Source organism: Chloroflexota bacterium, assembly GCA_016887485.1.
GTDB lineage: Bacteria > Chloroflexota > Anaerolineae > Anaerolineales > Anaerolineaceae > Brevifilum.
In genome coordinates this window covers 1,739,446-1,753,473 of the sequence record CP069394.1, presented here as the reverse complement: position 1 = coordinate 1,753,473, position 14,028 = coordinate 1,739,446, and the positions used below count along the sequence as shown (strand labels likewise).

The following is a 14,028-nucleotide window of genomic DNA, read 5'->3' as shown; positions in this document are numbered from 1 at the left end:
ATATTTGCGTACTTGAGCCTGTTTTGCAGAGTAGTTTGAAGCCACTCGGCAATAATAATGGAGTAGAAATTTGAAAGACCACACCATGTGACTTTCACCAAACACCAACCTAGATGTATTCTTTGAAAGGAATTACCATGTCCAAGCTCTCAAGCAAAATCACCTCTATTGCAACCCGTTTCGATTCCCGCACCGTCCGTTTAGTTGTCACTGTTGCAAGCCTCGTTATGTTCGTTTTGGCCGCTGGCGCTCCTGATGGATGCGGTGGCATCGGAATGCAATGATCCTGGTCTTTGCCGTTGCCCTTGGTTTGGCAGCGGGTTTGTTAAACGCAAGTTTTAGAAAAGAACCTTACCAACCGATTGATCTGAAATACATCTGGCTCATACTGGTCGCCGCAACGCCACAGATGCTTGCCTTCTTTATCTCGGGCACCCGGGATAAGATACCGGACCAGTGGATTCCTGTCATTCTGATCACCTCCCAGCTTATCTTGGTCGTGTTTGTCTGGCTAAACCGCAAACAGCCCGGTATATGGATTTTGGGTTTGGGACTTCTCCTGAACCTGGTGGTGATCGCCCTGAATGGCGGATGGATGCCGATCTCACCGGATACCCTCAACAAATTGGGTGTACCGGCGGATACCTGGCAACTTGGCGCCAGACATGCTTTCAGCAAGGACATGGTCCTGATGAAGGAAACCACCCGTTTGTGGTTCCTCTCAGATATCCTGACCCTTCCCAAATGGATCCCTTATCGGGTTGCATTTAGCATAGGCGATGTCGTTGTTGCAGCTGGAGTGTTTTTCCTCTTATTACAGAACAATCATTCAGAAGACAAAAAGTAGGACAGTCGTTCAACAGGAGAACTGACGATGACTAAGAATTTTCATATACAACAGGAATTTAGCCGATTATTGACGGCAGCTGTCATCAATGGCTCTTTCCGCAAGGCATTGTTAAATAACCCTGGCAAGGCCATTTCCTCCGGGTTCGGTGGTGAAGCCTTCAACCTTGGTGCGGATGTTGTTCAGCGTGTTTCAAGCATCCGGGCGAATAACCTGGCAGAATTTGCTACACAATTATCTGAACTCTAGGATAGCACATTGATCTGCTTTCTGACAGACTGTGTCGCTCTGGCGGCCCACTGTCAATGATGAATAGCGCAACTTAACAAGTCAATAATTCTTGAATCGTTCCTCGAATCTCTGCATACGCATCCGATGTTTGGGTTGTCAAGAGATCCAGACCTGATTTGTTTCAAATCCTATTCAGATACGCTATAATTAATGGATAGGAACGTGAAACAATACATGGAGGCTGGAATGAAAAAATTTGGCAAATTCTTATTCGGCGCTATGCTGGGCGGGTTGATCGGTAGCGGTGTGGCATTGCTTTTGGCCCCTGCTTCCGGCAAGCAGACCCAACAGGAGATTGTGAGCTACTTTGGTCATCTGAAAGATGAGGTTCAAAAGGCTGCAGATGAGAAACGTGTTGAGTTGGAAGCCCAACTTCACGCCTTGCAGTCCGGAAAACAAGTTACGATTGAAGAAAAGCAAGCTTAAACTGAGAGCTTAAGCAAAATGGTATTGATCACCCCTCGCATCATGCGAGGGGTGTTTTTTTGTTAATTCAGAGTTGTGGGGGATGGGGATTCTACCGGACTTTTTAGACCAGCCTATGGATAGGATTGGGTAGGCTCGTACCAGGGATAGCCGTCATCCACCGGGTAGGAGGTGGGCTCCTGGGTCGGCTGCGGCATGGGGGTGGGCGTGGGCTGGGGTGTGGGGGTCGGCGCCTGGTTGACATCCGGTGTGGCGGTCGGCGTCACATCAACCAGCGATGCTTCGGGCATGTAGGAAATATCTTTCACATAGTTGATGCTGGCCTGGCAGGCAGGTTCAAGATAGCGAGATACATTTTCCCAGTTGAGCGGGAGGTTACGATTGTAGGCTTCCTGGATGGCGTTGGTCAGGCAGCCTGGTCCGGCGTTATAGTTAACCAGGGTGAACTTCCAGAGATCTTCATAAAAACTGACCTCGCCGGCTTTTTGGCGGGTGGTGTTATAGATGATTTGCCCCACCTGCTCACAGTTAGCCAGCAATGAACGGGCGAAGATGCTGATGCTGAAATTCGCCTGGGTCAGATCAATTCCCAGGGGACAATCCGGGCAGGCGGCATTCACTTTTTGGACCAACGCGCCCCGTAACATTTCCTGTTCTGCCTGATCCAGGTTTCCAAAGCCCCTCTGACAGACTTCCGTATCCAGAATCAGGGGGCAGAATTGGCTAAAGAAGCTGGGATTCCAGAGCAGCACCGTATCTGCACCAAGGTCACTTAAGTGGCCCAAACCTGCTTCATAGTAATTGGCGGAATATCCAGGCCAGAACTGGCTCTCCCGGCTGAAGATATTTTTGAGCAGCTGGGCCGGAACACCGGTATCCTGAGCAACCTGAACGATCTCGCTGTCGAATTGGTTTTGCCAGGTGTTTAGTTCTTCACGAGCGGTTTCCAAACCGCATTGGTTAGCCACCTGGGTGTTTTCCAGGCCGCCATCAGCACAAGCGCTGGCATCCACGATGCCCTGATTGATCAGTGATGCAGCCAGGTAATAATAGGGGACAGTGGAGACCAGCCCCTCCGGATTATCCGGTGAGGTGAGCCACGCGGGTGCACCGCCGACAGGCGGGAAGGAGGACCAGATTTGAGAGCAGGTCGATTCGATATCGCCCAAATATTGGCTGCTGATGATATCTACATACCACTGAGGCGGGTCGTTGCTTATGCCATCCGGCTCAACGAAATCTCCCCAGGGGATCACGCGGACCTGAGCGGTGTAGGTTTCGGATGAATCGCCATAACTTGATTCGGCCCAGAAAGATACAGCAACACCAGAGAGCCCCGTGGCAGGCAGCGGGACGGAGCATTCATTGCCTTCGCAGTTGAAGGCCTCAGCGCCGATATAGCCCTGGATATTGATGATCATTTCATTAGGGAGGGGTTCTTCAGCCATGAAATGCAGGCTGGGCAGGGTGTTACAGCGGTTTTCAGGGGCCTGGGGGTCACAATCGGAGATGTCCACATAGACTTCCGGCGCTTGTAGGTCCACTTCAATCTGACGTTCACCGGGAGTGACGCTGACCTGATATAGGTAGAGGCCGGGACATTGTTCTGCTGCCGTGATGTCGTCATCAAAAACACAGGGGGAGGTTTGCAGCCAGTCGTTCAGGACCTTATCCCCGCAATAATATTGAACCTCTTCAGTTTCCGGCCAGCCTTCATGTTCCACGTAGATTTGGCAAACCACCTGAGAGTTGCTCCAGGTGAGCAGCCACCATTCGTAGGTTGTGTATGAGACGGTGATGGTTGCTTTGCGCTGGGGGCCATCCGCCTTTAGGCTGGTGGCATCCACAGGGTTGGTGTTGATGGTGAACGCGCCCAGGACAATGCTCGCCACGGTGAACATGACGAGTATAAGGATCCAGTTAGGCTTTAGACTATTGTTCACCATCATCAAATTCCCTTTAAGGGTACCCCGGCGGTGTTGGTGTGCCTATCGGGGTCGGTGTGGGCGTGTAGGTTGGTGAGGGTTGGCGTGTTTTTTCGTATTGTTCGGTTAGCTGTGCCTCGAGCGTCTGCACCAGGCCGGTCAACGGGGCCGGCTGCATGATGTCGTCAATGGCCTGCAGGAGGATCGCGCGTATGGCGTTCTGATTGGGTAGCAAGACCTGTGCCTGGCTGTAACCTGGCACTTCCCAGATTGTGAAGGCATCCCGCCCGATCATGTAGTAACCAATTCGATCGGTATCGGCCAGACGGAGTGAAAGTGGAACCATGTCCATCAGTTCGGTCAGCGAAATGTCCGTCTTGACCCAGCCCTGATAGCTTGAATAGAGCAGCGGCAATTTTGTGAGGTAACTCTCATGGGTGAATTTCTTGAAGATCACCCTTAGAAGCTGCTGCTGGCGCTCCATCCGGTCCACTTCGTCGATGCCGTCCAGATAGGAGGCGTAACAGAGGGCCAGAGCGCCGTCCATTTCGACCAGTCCGGCCCGGATGCCGCCACATTGACCGGCGATAGGGTAGAAGATGGTCACATCAATGGAGTCGAGATCATCTACCAGCCATTGAAAATCGCCGGGGTGGGCCAGGACAAAGCGATCCACATTGAGGCCGAGGTTGTAGGAAAGGGTTTCGAGCATTGTCTCGATACCGCCCAATGCATAGGCGGTGTTGAGCCTCTGCATGCCGAAACCGGGGATGTAAACGTACAGGTTGCCTGGAATCGAGATCAGGCTTGCCTTGGAAAACCTGGGATGGATCAGGAGTAAGTGGATGGCCTGGATTCGCCCGGTGAAGGGAGGTTCGGAATCAGAGCCCAGTAATACCCAAACCTGTACCTCATCGGAGAGCGTTATATCGCTCATCGGGTCCGGAATGGCCGTCGCTGAGTCGAATTCCGGCAGCGCATAGATTGTTTCGGCTGTAGGACCTGCTTCGGTTGACGTGAGGGGTGCGGTGTTGGGCAGCAAGGTTGGAGAAATGGCGGTTTCCGGGTTGGTTGCCACTGTCGGTCCGGTTATATCCACAACACGCTGCTGGCAGCTTGCTACCCCAAGACTCGTTAGGATGATGGTGATGACAGCCAGCGCAATCCACGCCCGTTGACGATATTTCATACGTTGTTTACTCATGAGATCCCAGAATCTGATTATAGCATGAATCAACTCTGAGCAATTTTGGAAGGAGAGTGAGGAATTGATTAAATTCACTTAAAAATGATTATATATCGAGTCCACTTTACATTATAATTAGATTAATTACTGGACACATTGCACTCTCAAGGAGAATTCTATGGAAAAGCCCAAATCAAAGGGGGGGATGTCACTCATTTTGGGGGCTTTATTAATTGCCACTGGCGTTATATTTTTATTGAATAATTTTGATATCATAACCCTTGATTGGGATTTTTTGATGGGTCCATTGTTCGGATTGGGTGGTTTGATCTTCTTGTTGGTTTTTATAGTCAATACTGATGACTGGTGGGCTTTGCTCCCTGGGATGGCGCTGATCAGCCTTGGGTTGATCATTTTCATGGGGCAGAGCGATTTTGAGAATGGCTGGGTGGGGGCTTTATTCCTGGGTATGTTGAGCCTTTCTTACCTTTTAGTCTATTTCTTCCACCCAGTTCATTGGTGGGCCATTATCCCCAGCGGCGCCCTTTTTACTCTCGCAGTTGTCAGCCTTTTACCTGCAAGTGGCGGGCTTTCCGGAGGGATATTCTTCCTGGGGCTTGCATTGACCTTTTGGCTGGTTTATATTCTTCCAAAACCGGTTGGCAAGCTTGTCTGGGCATTGTTCCCGGCGGGGATCCTGTTTGTTCTGGGGATATTGTTCCTGTTAGGTTCAACCAGCCTGATTGCCTACTTCTGGCCCGCTGCCCTACTGGCAGTTGGTGGGGGAATCCTGGCGTATGCTTTAAGAAAATAAATTGAGAAGACAATAATAAAGAGGGCTGCCCACCTAGGGGCAGCCCTTTGATGTTTAAATGAATAAACGGCGATTAGCTGAGGGAATCTAGCAGTTCTTGTTGAAAGGTGTTGATTTCCTTGATGCCTTTTTGGGCGAGAGAGAGCATTGATTCCAATTCATCTTTGGTAAAAGGCTCACCTTCAGCTGTGCCCTGCACTTCAATGAACCGGCCGTCATGTGCCATGACTACGTTCAGGTCCACATCCGCCAGGCTATCCTCGGCATAGTTGAGATCGAGCACTGGATTGCCCTCCACCATGCCCACACTGACTGCACCAATTGGCGGGCGCAGGGCGTTTTCGGGGATGGCGCCGGAGGCGATCAGCGGTCTGAGGCCTAAAGCCAGCGCGAGGTAACCTCCGGTGATCGAGGCTACCCGTGTGCCGCCATCGGCCTGGAGCACGTCGCAATCCAACAGCAGGGTGCGCTCGCCAATCAGATCCAGATCAACGGCCATCCGTAATGACCGGCCGATCAAACGACGGATCTCCTGGGTACGTCCTTTCAGGCCGTTTGTTTCACGGGAGGTTCGGGTCTGGGTGCTGCGAGGAAGCAGGGCATATTCGGCTGTGATCCAGCCGGTGCCTTTGCCAGCCATCCAGGGTTTGACGCCATCCTGAATGGTCAGGTTGCAGAGTACGCGGGTCTCTCCCCAGGTCACGAGAACGGAGCCCTCTGCCACACTGACATAATTGGGGGTGAAAGCCAGCGACCTCAGTTCATCAAATTTGCGCCCATCGGGGCGAGAAAATTCATTGTTCATAAATTGATTATACCCTTGTGAAAATATATTTATTTCTGGAACTGAAACAGAAGGCGTGTAGCAGGGTTACAATTGAAGAATAATATTGATAAGACAAATTTTTAGATGAAAGGGTTGATTAATGGTTGAGAAACCATTTGTTTCAGATCGGGATCATCGTGTCGTTGCCTTGAACTGCGATTCTTATAAACGGGTCAAACAGGTTGTAAAAACAGGTATTGGTTTGTTAGGTGGGGTGGGAGAGTTCGTTAAACCCGGTGAGAGGATTGTATTGAAACCTAATCTGTTATTTGGCGATGAGCCTGAGCACGGAACCACTACCCGACCGGAATTCTTTGAAGCAGTGATAGATATATTTCAATCAGCAGGGGTGAAACTCCAATATGGCGACTCGCCTGGATTTGGTCCGGTTGCTTCTGCTGCGCGCTGGGCTGGACTGGCGGATGTGGCTGAGGCCAATGCCGTTGAATTAGCGGATTTTGCTAATGGCGTTGATATCCGCAATCCGGTTGGAAATTTGATCAAATCATTTAACCTTGCCAACGGCGTATTGGCCGCTGACGGGGTTATCAATTTACCGAAATTCAAGACACATGCACTGACCCGCCTGACAGGTGCAGTCAAGAATCACTTTGGTTGCCTGCCGGGTGTGCAGAAGACGGGTTTTCATGCTCGTCTGTCGAATGAGTTCGAGTTCTCTGAGATGTTGGTGGACCTGGCAGAGTTGGTTGGCTCACGGCTGCATATTATGGATGGCATTGTTGGGATGGAAGGAAACGGCCCGCGAAATGGGATGACTCGAAAGGTGGGTGTTGTTTTGATCTCGGCTAACCCACATGCGCTGGATTATGTTGTTGCCCGGATTATGTCCCTTGATCCGAGCTTGGTTCCCACCCTCAACGTTGCGACCTCACGAGGTTTATTGGTCCCAAATGATATCGTCCTACTGGGCGACCCGATTGAGGCCATGGTAATACCTGATTTCAAGGTGAATCGATCCCGGGTCAGCACAACGGGTGAGCCAGGATTTTGGTCAAAATTTGTTAAAAACTGGATTACCCCGCGACCGGTCATCAACTCGGATCGTTGTACCCGCTGTGGACGCTGTGTAAAAGTCTGTCCGGCAGAGCCTAAAGCATTAGGTTTCACTTCGGGAAAGCAAACGCCCCCGCAATATGACTATGACCACTGCATCCGCTGTTATTGCTGTCAGGAGATGTGTCCGGAGGAAGCCATTTCGGTGGAAAAACCGGCTCTCGGTAAACTTTTGGATCATGTCATGGGATGAATCCAGACAAGTTGAGAAAAGAATCCATATTATAATTTTGTGGGTGACCATAACGCCGAAAAACCGGCGATGACACTGATTAGGTCGAATTGACCGTACTTATTGCCCTGCTGAAAGGATGATGAGAAGATGGATGAGACTTTGAAGACTCTTTATGACGCCGTGATGGATGGTCAGCGCGATGTTGCTAAAGAGAGCGTTGAAAAAGCTCTGGCGGATGGTGTGGATCCTGGTGAGATCCTGGATGCGATGGTCAAAGCAATGGGGGCTGTTGGCCAGCTTTTTGAAGAAGGGGAATACTTTGTGCCGGAAATGCTGATTGCTGCCCGGGCGATGAAAACCGGGATGGATATTCTCAAGCCTGAGCTGGTGGATGCGGATATCCAGCCGGCTGGCAAGATCGTGGCCGGAACGGTCAAGGGCGACCTGCATGACATCGGCAAGAACCTGGTGTGCATGATGTTGGAAGGGGCAGGATTCCAGGTGGTGGATCTGGGATCGGACGTCTCACCGGAAGCTTTTGTGGCTGCAGTCAATGAACACCATCCAGATTTCATTGCTATGTCAGCGCTGCTGACTACCACGATGCCTAATATGCAGACGACGATTGAAGCGCTAAAGGCTGCCGGTGTGCGCGATCAGGTTAAGGTGTTGATTGGCGGTGCGCCTATCACAGATGCTTATGCCGAGAAGATCGGTGCTGATGGATATGCGCCGGATGCCAGCCGGGCGGTCAAGCTGGCTAAGGCGCTGGTGTGAGAGATCACTCTTACCGCTGAAATTGATTAGGCTTTAGGAGGCGCTGCTTGCAGCGCCTCTTTTCCATTTTAATTATTCTGCTTGTCATTGCGAGCTTGCGACACTGTCCCCGGAGCGTAGCGGAGTGGGAAGCAATCTATATTCTTCTCTTTTTGTTTTCTTGGGGGATTATTTCTCGCCCACCTTCGCTTCGGAGATTGCTTCGTCCGCCTTCGGCTCCTTCGCAATGACAAGATTAAATAAAAAGTATCCCCACGGGAATGGACAGGGGCATTTCGTTCGAATCCCGGTTTTGGCCTGTACTCTTAATGGATATACAGATGCTTCATCTTGTCATTGCGAGCTTGCGACACTGTCCCCGGAGCGTAGCGGAGTGGGAAGCAATCTATATTCTTCTCTTTTTGTTTTCTTGGGGGATTATTTCTCGCCCACCTTCGCTTCGGAGATTGCTTCGTCCGCCTTCGGCTCCCTCGCAATGACAAAATTAAAAGGAAAGTGCCCCCACGGGAATTCGAATCCCGGTTTTGGCCTTGAGAGGGCCACGTCCTAGGCCGCTAGACGATGGGGGCGTGCAAAAAATTCTAACACATACAACAACCAGCGTCAATCAATTGATCGGCTCACAAATTCCTAATTTGCTAGATGAGGATACAAAAAACACCGCTGAATTACTCCAGCGGTGTCAACTTTCATTTCTTCAAAGGCTTAGCAGCAGCCACTTTCACAGCCGCAGTCACCGCTGCCACAACCCGAGCATGAGCTGGCGATTGCGCCTTGCTGGATCTCGGTTTCAGTTGCGGGGCGCAGGTCATCAATCCGGGTTTTGAAGACCAGATCTTTGCCGGCCAGGGGGTGGTTCAGGTTCAGCTTCACGACCTCGTCGGTGATGGCGATGGCGATGCCTGTGAAGACATGGCCCTGACCATCCTGCATGCGCATGGGGCGGCCAAGTTCAATGTCGAAATTGTCGGGGAAACTGGTCCGCGGGACATCGATTTCAAGTTCGGGATCATAATGTCCATAGGCGTCCTTGGCCTCAACATGAACTTCCTTTTCATCGCCGACCTTCATACCTTTAATTTGATCTTCAAGGCCGGAGATGATATTGCTGTGTCCATAAAGGAACTGGATGGGACCGGAATCAACTTCCTGGCCTTCCACTTCCAATTGGTAATCCATGGTAACGGCGACATCTTTGTCGACGGTTAATGCTTTTTCTTCTGCCATTATCTCACTCCTCATTCCCATAAGCGGGGTGTAATTTAAATCGCTTCATTATACTTCATACTTCAAGAGGGCCAACCAGCGCTTATCGTTTGAAGGTCCCCAGGTGTTCTGTGACCAATTCGCGAAAGGCTTTTTCCTCCTCCGGCTCCGTGAAAACTGCTTTGGGGATGAAAATATATTCTGAGCGATTGGTGCGGGAAAAGAGCAGGTAATAACCATCACTTTCCTCGGCCAGGCTGAAGGATTCCCAATTATATTTGGTTGTTTTCTCGCCCTTGATCTCTGAAATCCCGGCGTTATTTACGCGCCATTCAAACTCAAGCCCTTCTTTGGCAACTTTCTTTGCCGCTCGCCGCAGGTTGATCGGCGTGTAGAGCAGGAAGAAGATGAACATCATTGGTGGGAGCAAATAGAGCAGCAGCCGCTCGTTATCCACAGAGAGCCAGCCCAGCCCGAGGGCCAGGATGGTGGCGATGGAGACAATCCCCATAAGGACAATGAGCACAATCGTAGGCCGGTTGAAAGTGGCGGCCTGGGAAGCATTCAGATAGTCATCGTAATCGGGTTTGAATTTGAGGGTCATTCGGGACATGGAATCTCACCTTATTTCGCTAGCGGCATTGGTTCTGATTATAACGGACAATAGGGGTGAGGTATAATCGGCTTAATATCAAAGTAAGGATAAAAAAGGAAGAAATATGAAGATCAGCCCACTTGCTGGAAAGCCAGCGCCAAACAGTTTGTTGGTTGATGTCCCTAGATTAATTTCAGCTTACTATACTGAACACCCCGATCCGGATGAGATCACCCAGCAGGTCCGTTTTGGGACCTCTGGTCACCGGGGCACCTCGCTGAATGGCTCATTTAATGAGGATCATATCCTTGCGACCAGCCAGGCGATTGTCGAATATCGCGCTGGGCAGGGGATTACCGGGCCACTTTATATCGGCATGGATACCCACGCTCTCTCAGAACCGGCGATGCGCACGGCTGTGGAAGTCTTCGCGGGCAATGGCGTTGATATTGTCCTGCAAGAGGGGCTGGGCTACACCCCCACGCCGGTGATCTCACGGGCGATTCTGATCTTTAACCGGGATCATTCCGGCGTTGAAGCGGATGGTGTGGTGATCACACCCTCCCATAACCCCCCGAACAATGGCGGCTTCAAATATAACCCACCTAACGGCGGCCCGGCAGGCACCGAAGCGACCAGGGCGATTCAGGACCGGGCGAATGAGATCCTGCGCCAGGGACTAAGGCCTGTCAAACGGATGCTCTGGGAAAAGGCGCTGAAGGCGGACACGACCCATTTTGAGGATTATCTCCATCCCTATATCGAAGACCTACGCAATGTGGTCAATTTGGAAGCGATTGCTGCTTCGGGCTTGCGAATTGGTGTGGATCCTCTGGGCGGCGCGGGTATCCAGTATTGGGAACCGATCGCTGCGATGTATGGGCTGGATATGGATGTGGTGAACCCCGCGGTTGATCCAACCTTCCGATTCATGACCGTGGATTTTGACGGAAAGATACGCATGGATTGTTCGTCACCCTATGCGATGGCTTCACTGATATCTCTCAAGGATAAATTCGACGTTGCCTTTGGCAACGACCCGGATTATGACCGGCATGGAATTGTCACACCCGAAGGCGGTTTGATGAATCCCAATCATTTTCTGGCCGTTTCTGCCTGGTACCTTTTCAGCAACCGGCAAAACTGGCAGCCCTCCGCCACGGTTGGGAAGACGGTGGTCACCAGCGCGATGCTGGACCGGGTGGCCCGGTCACTGGGGCGGGGTGTGACGGAAACGCCGGTTGGATTCAAATGGTTTGTCCCCGGTCTGCTGAGAGGCAGCCTGGGCTTTGGCGGTGAGGAAAGTGCGGGGGCTTCATTCCTGCGGATGGATGGCACCACCTGGACGACCGATAAGGATGGCATCATTATGGACCTGTTGGCTTGCGAGATTCTGGCCGTGACGGGTGATGACCCTGCCATTCATTATGAGGATTTGGAAGACCAGTTTGGCAAATCCTATTACAAACGCCTTGAAGCGCCGGCCACCTTGGAAGAGCGGGCTGTCTTTAAGAAATTGACCCCCGAGATGGTCATGACGGATACCCTGGCGGGTGAACCGATCGAGGCCAAATTGACCCGTGCTCCGGGGAATGATGCCCCGATTGGCGGGCTGAAACTGGTAGCGGAAAATGGCTGGGTGGCTGTTCGGCCCTCCGGCACAGAAGATATCTACAAGATCTACGCAGAGAGCTTCAAGAGCGAAGATCACCTGGAAAAGGTTCTCAAAGAAGGCCAGGAGATCGTTCAGGATCTTTTTGAGAATGAGCTGTAGGAATTAACAGATAGGCCACTGAACCAGTGGCTTGTGTTGATGGCTTATCTGATGTATGACATCTTTCATCACTACTGAGGGATTAAGGAGAGGGTATGGAAATTATCAACGGGTTCGAAATTGTGGTCAATCAATTTTTTCAAAGCCTGGGCATCTGGCTGAAATGGCCGATGATGGCGATCACCGCAATCGGGTATGAACAATTTTTTGTGTTGTTACTACCGGCGATCTATTGGTGCATTGATCAGGCGATCGGGCTGCGGATGGGGATGGTTCTGCTCCTTGGTACGGACATAAACACTTTCTTCAAGTTCCTGTTTCACAATCCTCGCCCCTATTGGATCACCGATACGGTCGTGCCTTTATCCCATGAGACTTCTTTTGGTTTGCCCTCCGGGCATGCTCAGATTGCGGCCTCGGTCTGGGGCTGGCTGGCAGTGGAGGTGAAGAAACGCTGGTTCACCATCTCGGCGATTGTGTTGATCTTACTGATCGGTATATCCCGGCTTTATTTGGGTGTTCACTTCTTCAGCGACGTGCTCCTGGGCTGGCTGCTGGGCGGGCTCTTGGTGTTGGCCTTTGCCGGTTTGAGCAAACCGGTTGGCAATTGGCTGGGAAAACAATCTGTGGGCATGAAGCTGTTCTGGGTCCTGGTCAGCACGGTATTGCTGCTGGTGCCGGTCTTGCTGGCCAGCCTGAATGCCAATGAATGGGTGATTCAGCCTGATTGGGCGGCACGGGCCGGTGAGGTGGATCCTTTCAGCTTGAAAGGCGCGCTCACCACGGCTGGCACCTGGTTTGGCATGTTGGCCGGTTATGTGATCCAGACCGCCACTAAAGGTCATTTCCTGGCGGCCCAGGGCGGCTGGCGGCGGCTAGTTCGCTTTGTGGTGGGCCTGGTGGGCGTTTTGGCGCTCTATTTAGGCTTGGGAGCGATCTTTCCAAATAATGGAGATCTCCTCAGCTTCTCGCTGCGTTTCTTCCGCTATACCCTGATCGGCCTGTGGGTCGCCTGGCTGGGGCCGCTGGTCTTTGAAAAATTGAAGCTGTTGGAATACGAACCGAAATCGGCAGAAGCATAGCTCATCACTGCGAGCAAGTAAGAGAAGGACGACGATGAAGACACTTTCACTTGGAAACGATGGCCCCCAGGTCAGCGCGATCTGCCTGGGTACGGCCTATTTCGGCACCCGGATTGACCGGAATACCGCTTTTGAAATGATGGACACCTATTATGAACAGGGCGGCCGGTTCATTGATACTGCCAATAATTATGCCGGCTGGATGCCGGAGGGGCTCGGTGGTGACGCTGAGCGCACCATTGGGGCCTGGATGCAGGCCCGGGGCGTCCGGCAGGATATCTTCATCGCCAGCAAGGTCGGATTCAATTATCGTGATATTCCATTGGGAACCTCACCGGATCGGGTCCGGCAGGAATGTGAAAAGAGTCTGCGAAATTTGGGGGTGGAGCGGATTGACCTTTATTACACTCACTTGGATGACCGCAGCACGCCTCAGGAAGAGACGCTGCGCACCCTGGATTCGTTAGTACGCTCCGATAAAGTTGGATTGCTGGGGGCCAGCAACCACGCCGCCTGGCGGATGGAGGGGGCCTATCAAATCTGCAAATCCGAAGGTTTAACGCAGTATGTCGCGCTGCAAAATCACCATAGTTTTCTCCAGCCCCGACCCGAGGCGGACTGGGGAGATAATGTGGTGATGAACAAGGAACATTTTGACTTTGCCCGGAACCGGGGTGTGCGTCTGCTGGCATATTATTCCCTTCTCAAGGGAACCTATGCCCGGGCGGATCGTCCACTTTGGGCTTCATACGATACACAGGCCAACCGGCAGCGTTTGGAACGGCTGAAGGTCGTGGCGGATGACCTGGGTGTGACATTACACCAGGCTGTGCTGGGCTGGATGCTCAATCGGGATCCGGCGGTTCTGCCGATCACCACCGCCAGTAAAAAAGCGCACCTGCTGGAGAATCTTGGCGCGCTGGCGGTGGAAATCGCCCCCGATCAGATGGACTTCCTGAATTTCACGGATATCGTCACCCGCTGAGGTGGCTTATTTCTGATTTGACGAACGCCTGGGAATTGCCAGGCG

At 51.9% G+C, this 14,028-nt stretch carries 14 protein-coding genes and 1 tRNA gene; 9 read left to right on the top strand and 6 right to left on the bottom strand.

From position 1 onward, the window contains the following. Positions 1 to 259: 259 nt before the first annotated feature. The 3 genes from JR338_08000 (at position 260) to JR338_07990 (ending at position 1,564) form a co-directional block, all read left to right on the top strand. Positions 260 to 847, top strand: a complete 588-nt coding sequence (locus JR338_08000; protein ID QRN82376.1) for a DUF5317 domain-containing protein — start codon at positions 260 to 262, stop codon at positions 845 to 847. Positions 848 to 874: 27 nt separating this feature from the next. Further along, positions 875 to 1,096, top strand: a complete 222-nt coding sequence (locus JR338_07995; GenBank protein ID QRN82375.1) for a hypothetical protein — start codon at positions 875 to 877, stop codon at positions 1,094 to 1,096. 228 nt (positions 1,097 to 1,324) lie between these two features. After that, on the top strand, positions 1,325 to 1,564 hold the full coding sequence (locus JR338_07990; GenBank protein QRN82374.1) for a YtxH domain-containing protein: 240 nt from the start codon (positions 1,325 to 1,327) through the stop codon (positions 1,562 to 1,564). Positions 1,565 to 1,677: 113 nt separating this feature from the next. On the opposite strand, the gene JR338_07985 is transcribed toward JR338_07990, so the two are convergent. Together JR338_07985 and JR338_07980 are read right to left on the bottom strand one after the other, a co-directional pair. Continuing rightward, positions 1,678 to 3,513, bottom strand: a complete 1,836-nt coding sequence (locus JR338_07985; GenBank protein QRN82373.1) for a hypothetical protein — start codon at positions 3,511 to 3,513, stop codon at positions 1,678 to 1,680. Positions 3,514 to 3,523: 10 nt separating this feature from the next. After that, positions 3,524 to 4,693 (bottom strand): LCP family protein, encoded by a 1,170-nt coding sequence (locus JR338_07980; GenBank protein QRN82372.1) that lies wholly within the window; start codon positions 4,691 to 4,693, stop codon positions 3,524 to 3,526. Between the two features lie 160 nt (positions 4,694 to 4,853). On the opposite strand from JR338_07980, the gene JR338_07975 reads away from it, so the two are divergent. Then, positions 4,854 to 5,489, top strand: a complete 636-nt coding sequence (locus tag JR338_07975) for a hypothetical protein (protein ID QRN82371.1) — start codon at positions 4,854 to 4,856, stop codon at positions 5,487 to 5,489. A gap of 73 nt (positions 5,490 to 5,562) precedes the next feature. Here JR338_07975 and rph read toward each other — a convergent pair whose 3' ends face one another. Then, positions 5,563 to 6,294, bottom strand: a complete 732-nt coding sequence (rph, locus tag JR338_07970) for a ribonuclease PH (GenBank protein QRN82370.1) — start codon at positions 6,292 to 6,294, stop codon at positions 5,563 to 5,565. Between the two features lie 121 nt (positions 6,295 to 6,415). Here rph and JR338_07965 point away from each other — a divergent pair, with 121 nt between their 5' ends. Beyond that, complete coding sequence (locus tag JR338_07965) at positions 6,416 to 7,582, top strand: DUF362 domain-containing protein (protein ID QRN82369.1); 1,167 nt, start codon at positions 6,416 to 6,418, stop codon at positions 7,580 to 7,582. Positions 7,583 to 7,711: 129 nt separating this feature from the next. Continuing rightward, positions 7,712 to 8,341 (top strand): corrinoid protein, encoded by a 630-nt coding sequence (locus tag JR338_07960; protein QRN82368.1) that lies wholly within the window; start codon positions 7,712 to 7,714, stop codon positions 8,339 to 8,341. A 496-nt stretch (positions 8,342 to 8,837) separates the two neighbouring features. On the opposite strand, the gene JR338_07955 is transcribed toward JR338_07960, so the two are convergent. The 3 genes from JR338_07955 to JR338_07945 form a co-directional block, all read right to left on the bottom strand. Beyond that, positions 8,838 to 8,910, bottom strand: a tRNA-Glu gene (locus JR338_07955). A gap of 136 nt (positions 8,911 to 9,046) precedes the next feature. Beyond that, positions 9,047 to 9,568, bottom strand: coding sequence for a peptidylprolyl isomerase (locus tag JR338_07950; protein ID QRN82367.1), 522 nt, complete (start codon positions 9,566 to 9,568; stop codon positions 9,047 to 9,049). Positions 9,569 to 9,650: 82 nt separating this feature from the next. After that, positions 9,651 to 10,160 carry a YcxB family protein gene (locus tag JR338_07945; GenBank protein QRN82366.1) on the bottom strand — a complete coding sequence of 170 codons (510 nt, stop codon included), beginning with the start codon at positions 10,158 to 10,160 and terminating at the stop codon, positions 9,651 to 9,653. A gap of 106 nt (positions 10,161 to 10,266) precedes the next feature. Here JR338_07945 and JR338_07940 point away from each other — a divergent pair, with 106 nt between their 5' ends. From JR338_07940 to JR338_07930, 3 genes are all read left to right on the top strand, one after another. Next, positions 10,267 to 11,916 (top strand): alpha-D-glucose phosphate-specific phosphoglucomutase, encoded by a 1,650-nt coding sequence (locus JR338_07940; protein ID QRN82365.1) that lies wholly within the window; start codon positions 10,267 to 10,269, stop codon positions 11,914 to 11,916. 95 nt (positions 11,917 to 12,011) lie between these two features. Beyond that, positions 12,012 to 12,998: a phosphatase PAP2 family protein gene (locus tag JR338_07935; GenBank protein QRN82364.1), complete on the top strand. Its 987-nt coding sequence runs from the start codon at positions 12,012 to 12,014 to the stop codon at positions 12,996 to 12,998. Between the two features lie 34 nt (positions 12,999 to 13,032). Then, positions 13,033 to 13,983 carry an aldo/keto reductase gene (locus JR338_07930; GenBank protein ID QRN82363.1) on the top strand — a complete coding sequence of 317 codons (951 nt, stop codon included), beginning with the start codon at positions 13,033 to 13,035 and terminating at the stop codon, positions 13,981 to 13,983. The last annotated feature ends 45 nt before the right edge of the window (positions 13,984 to 14,028 follow it).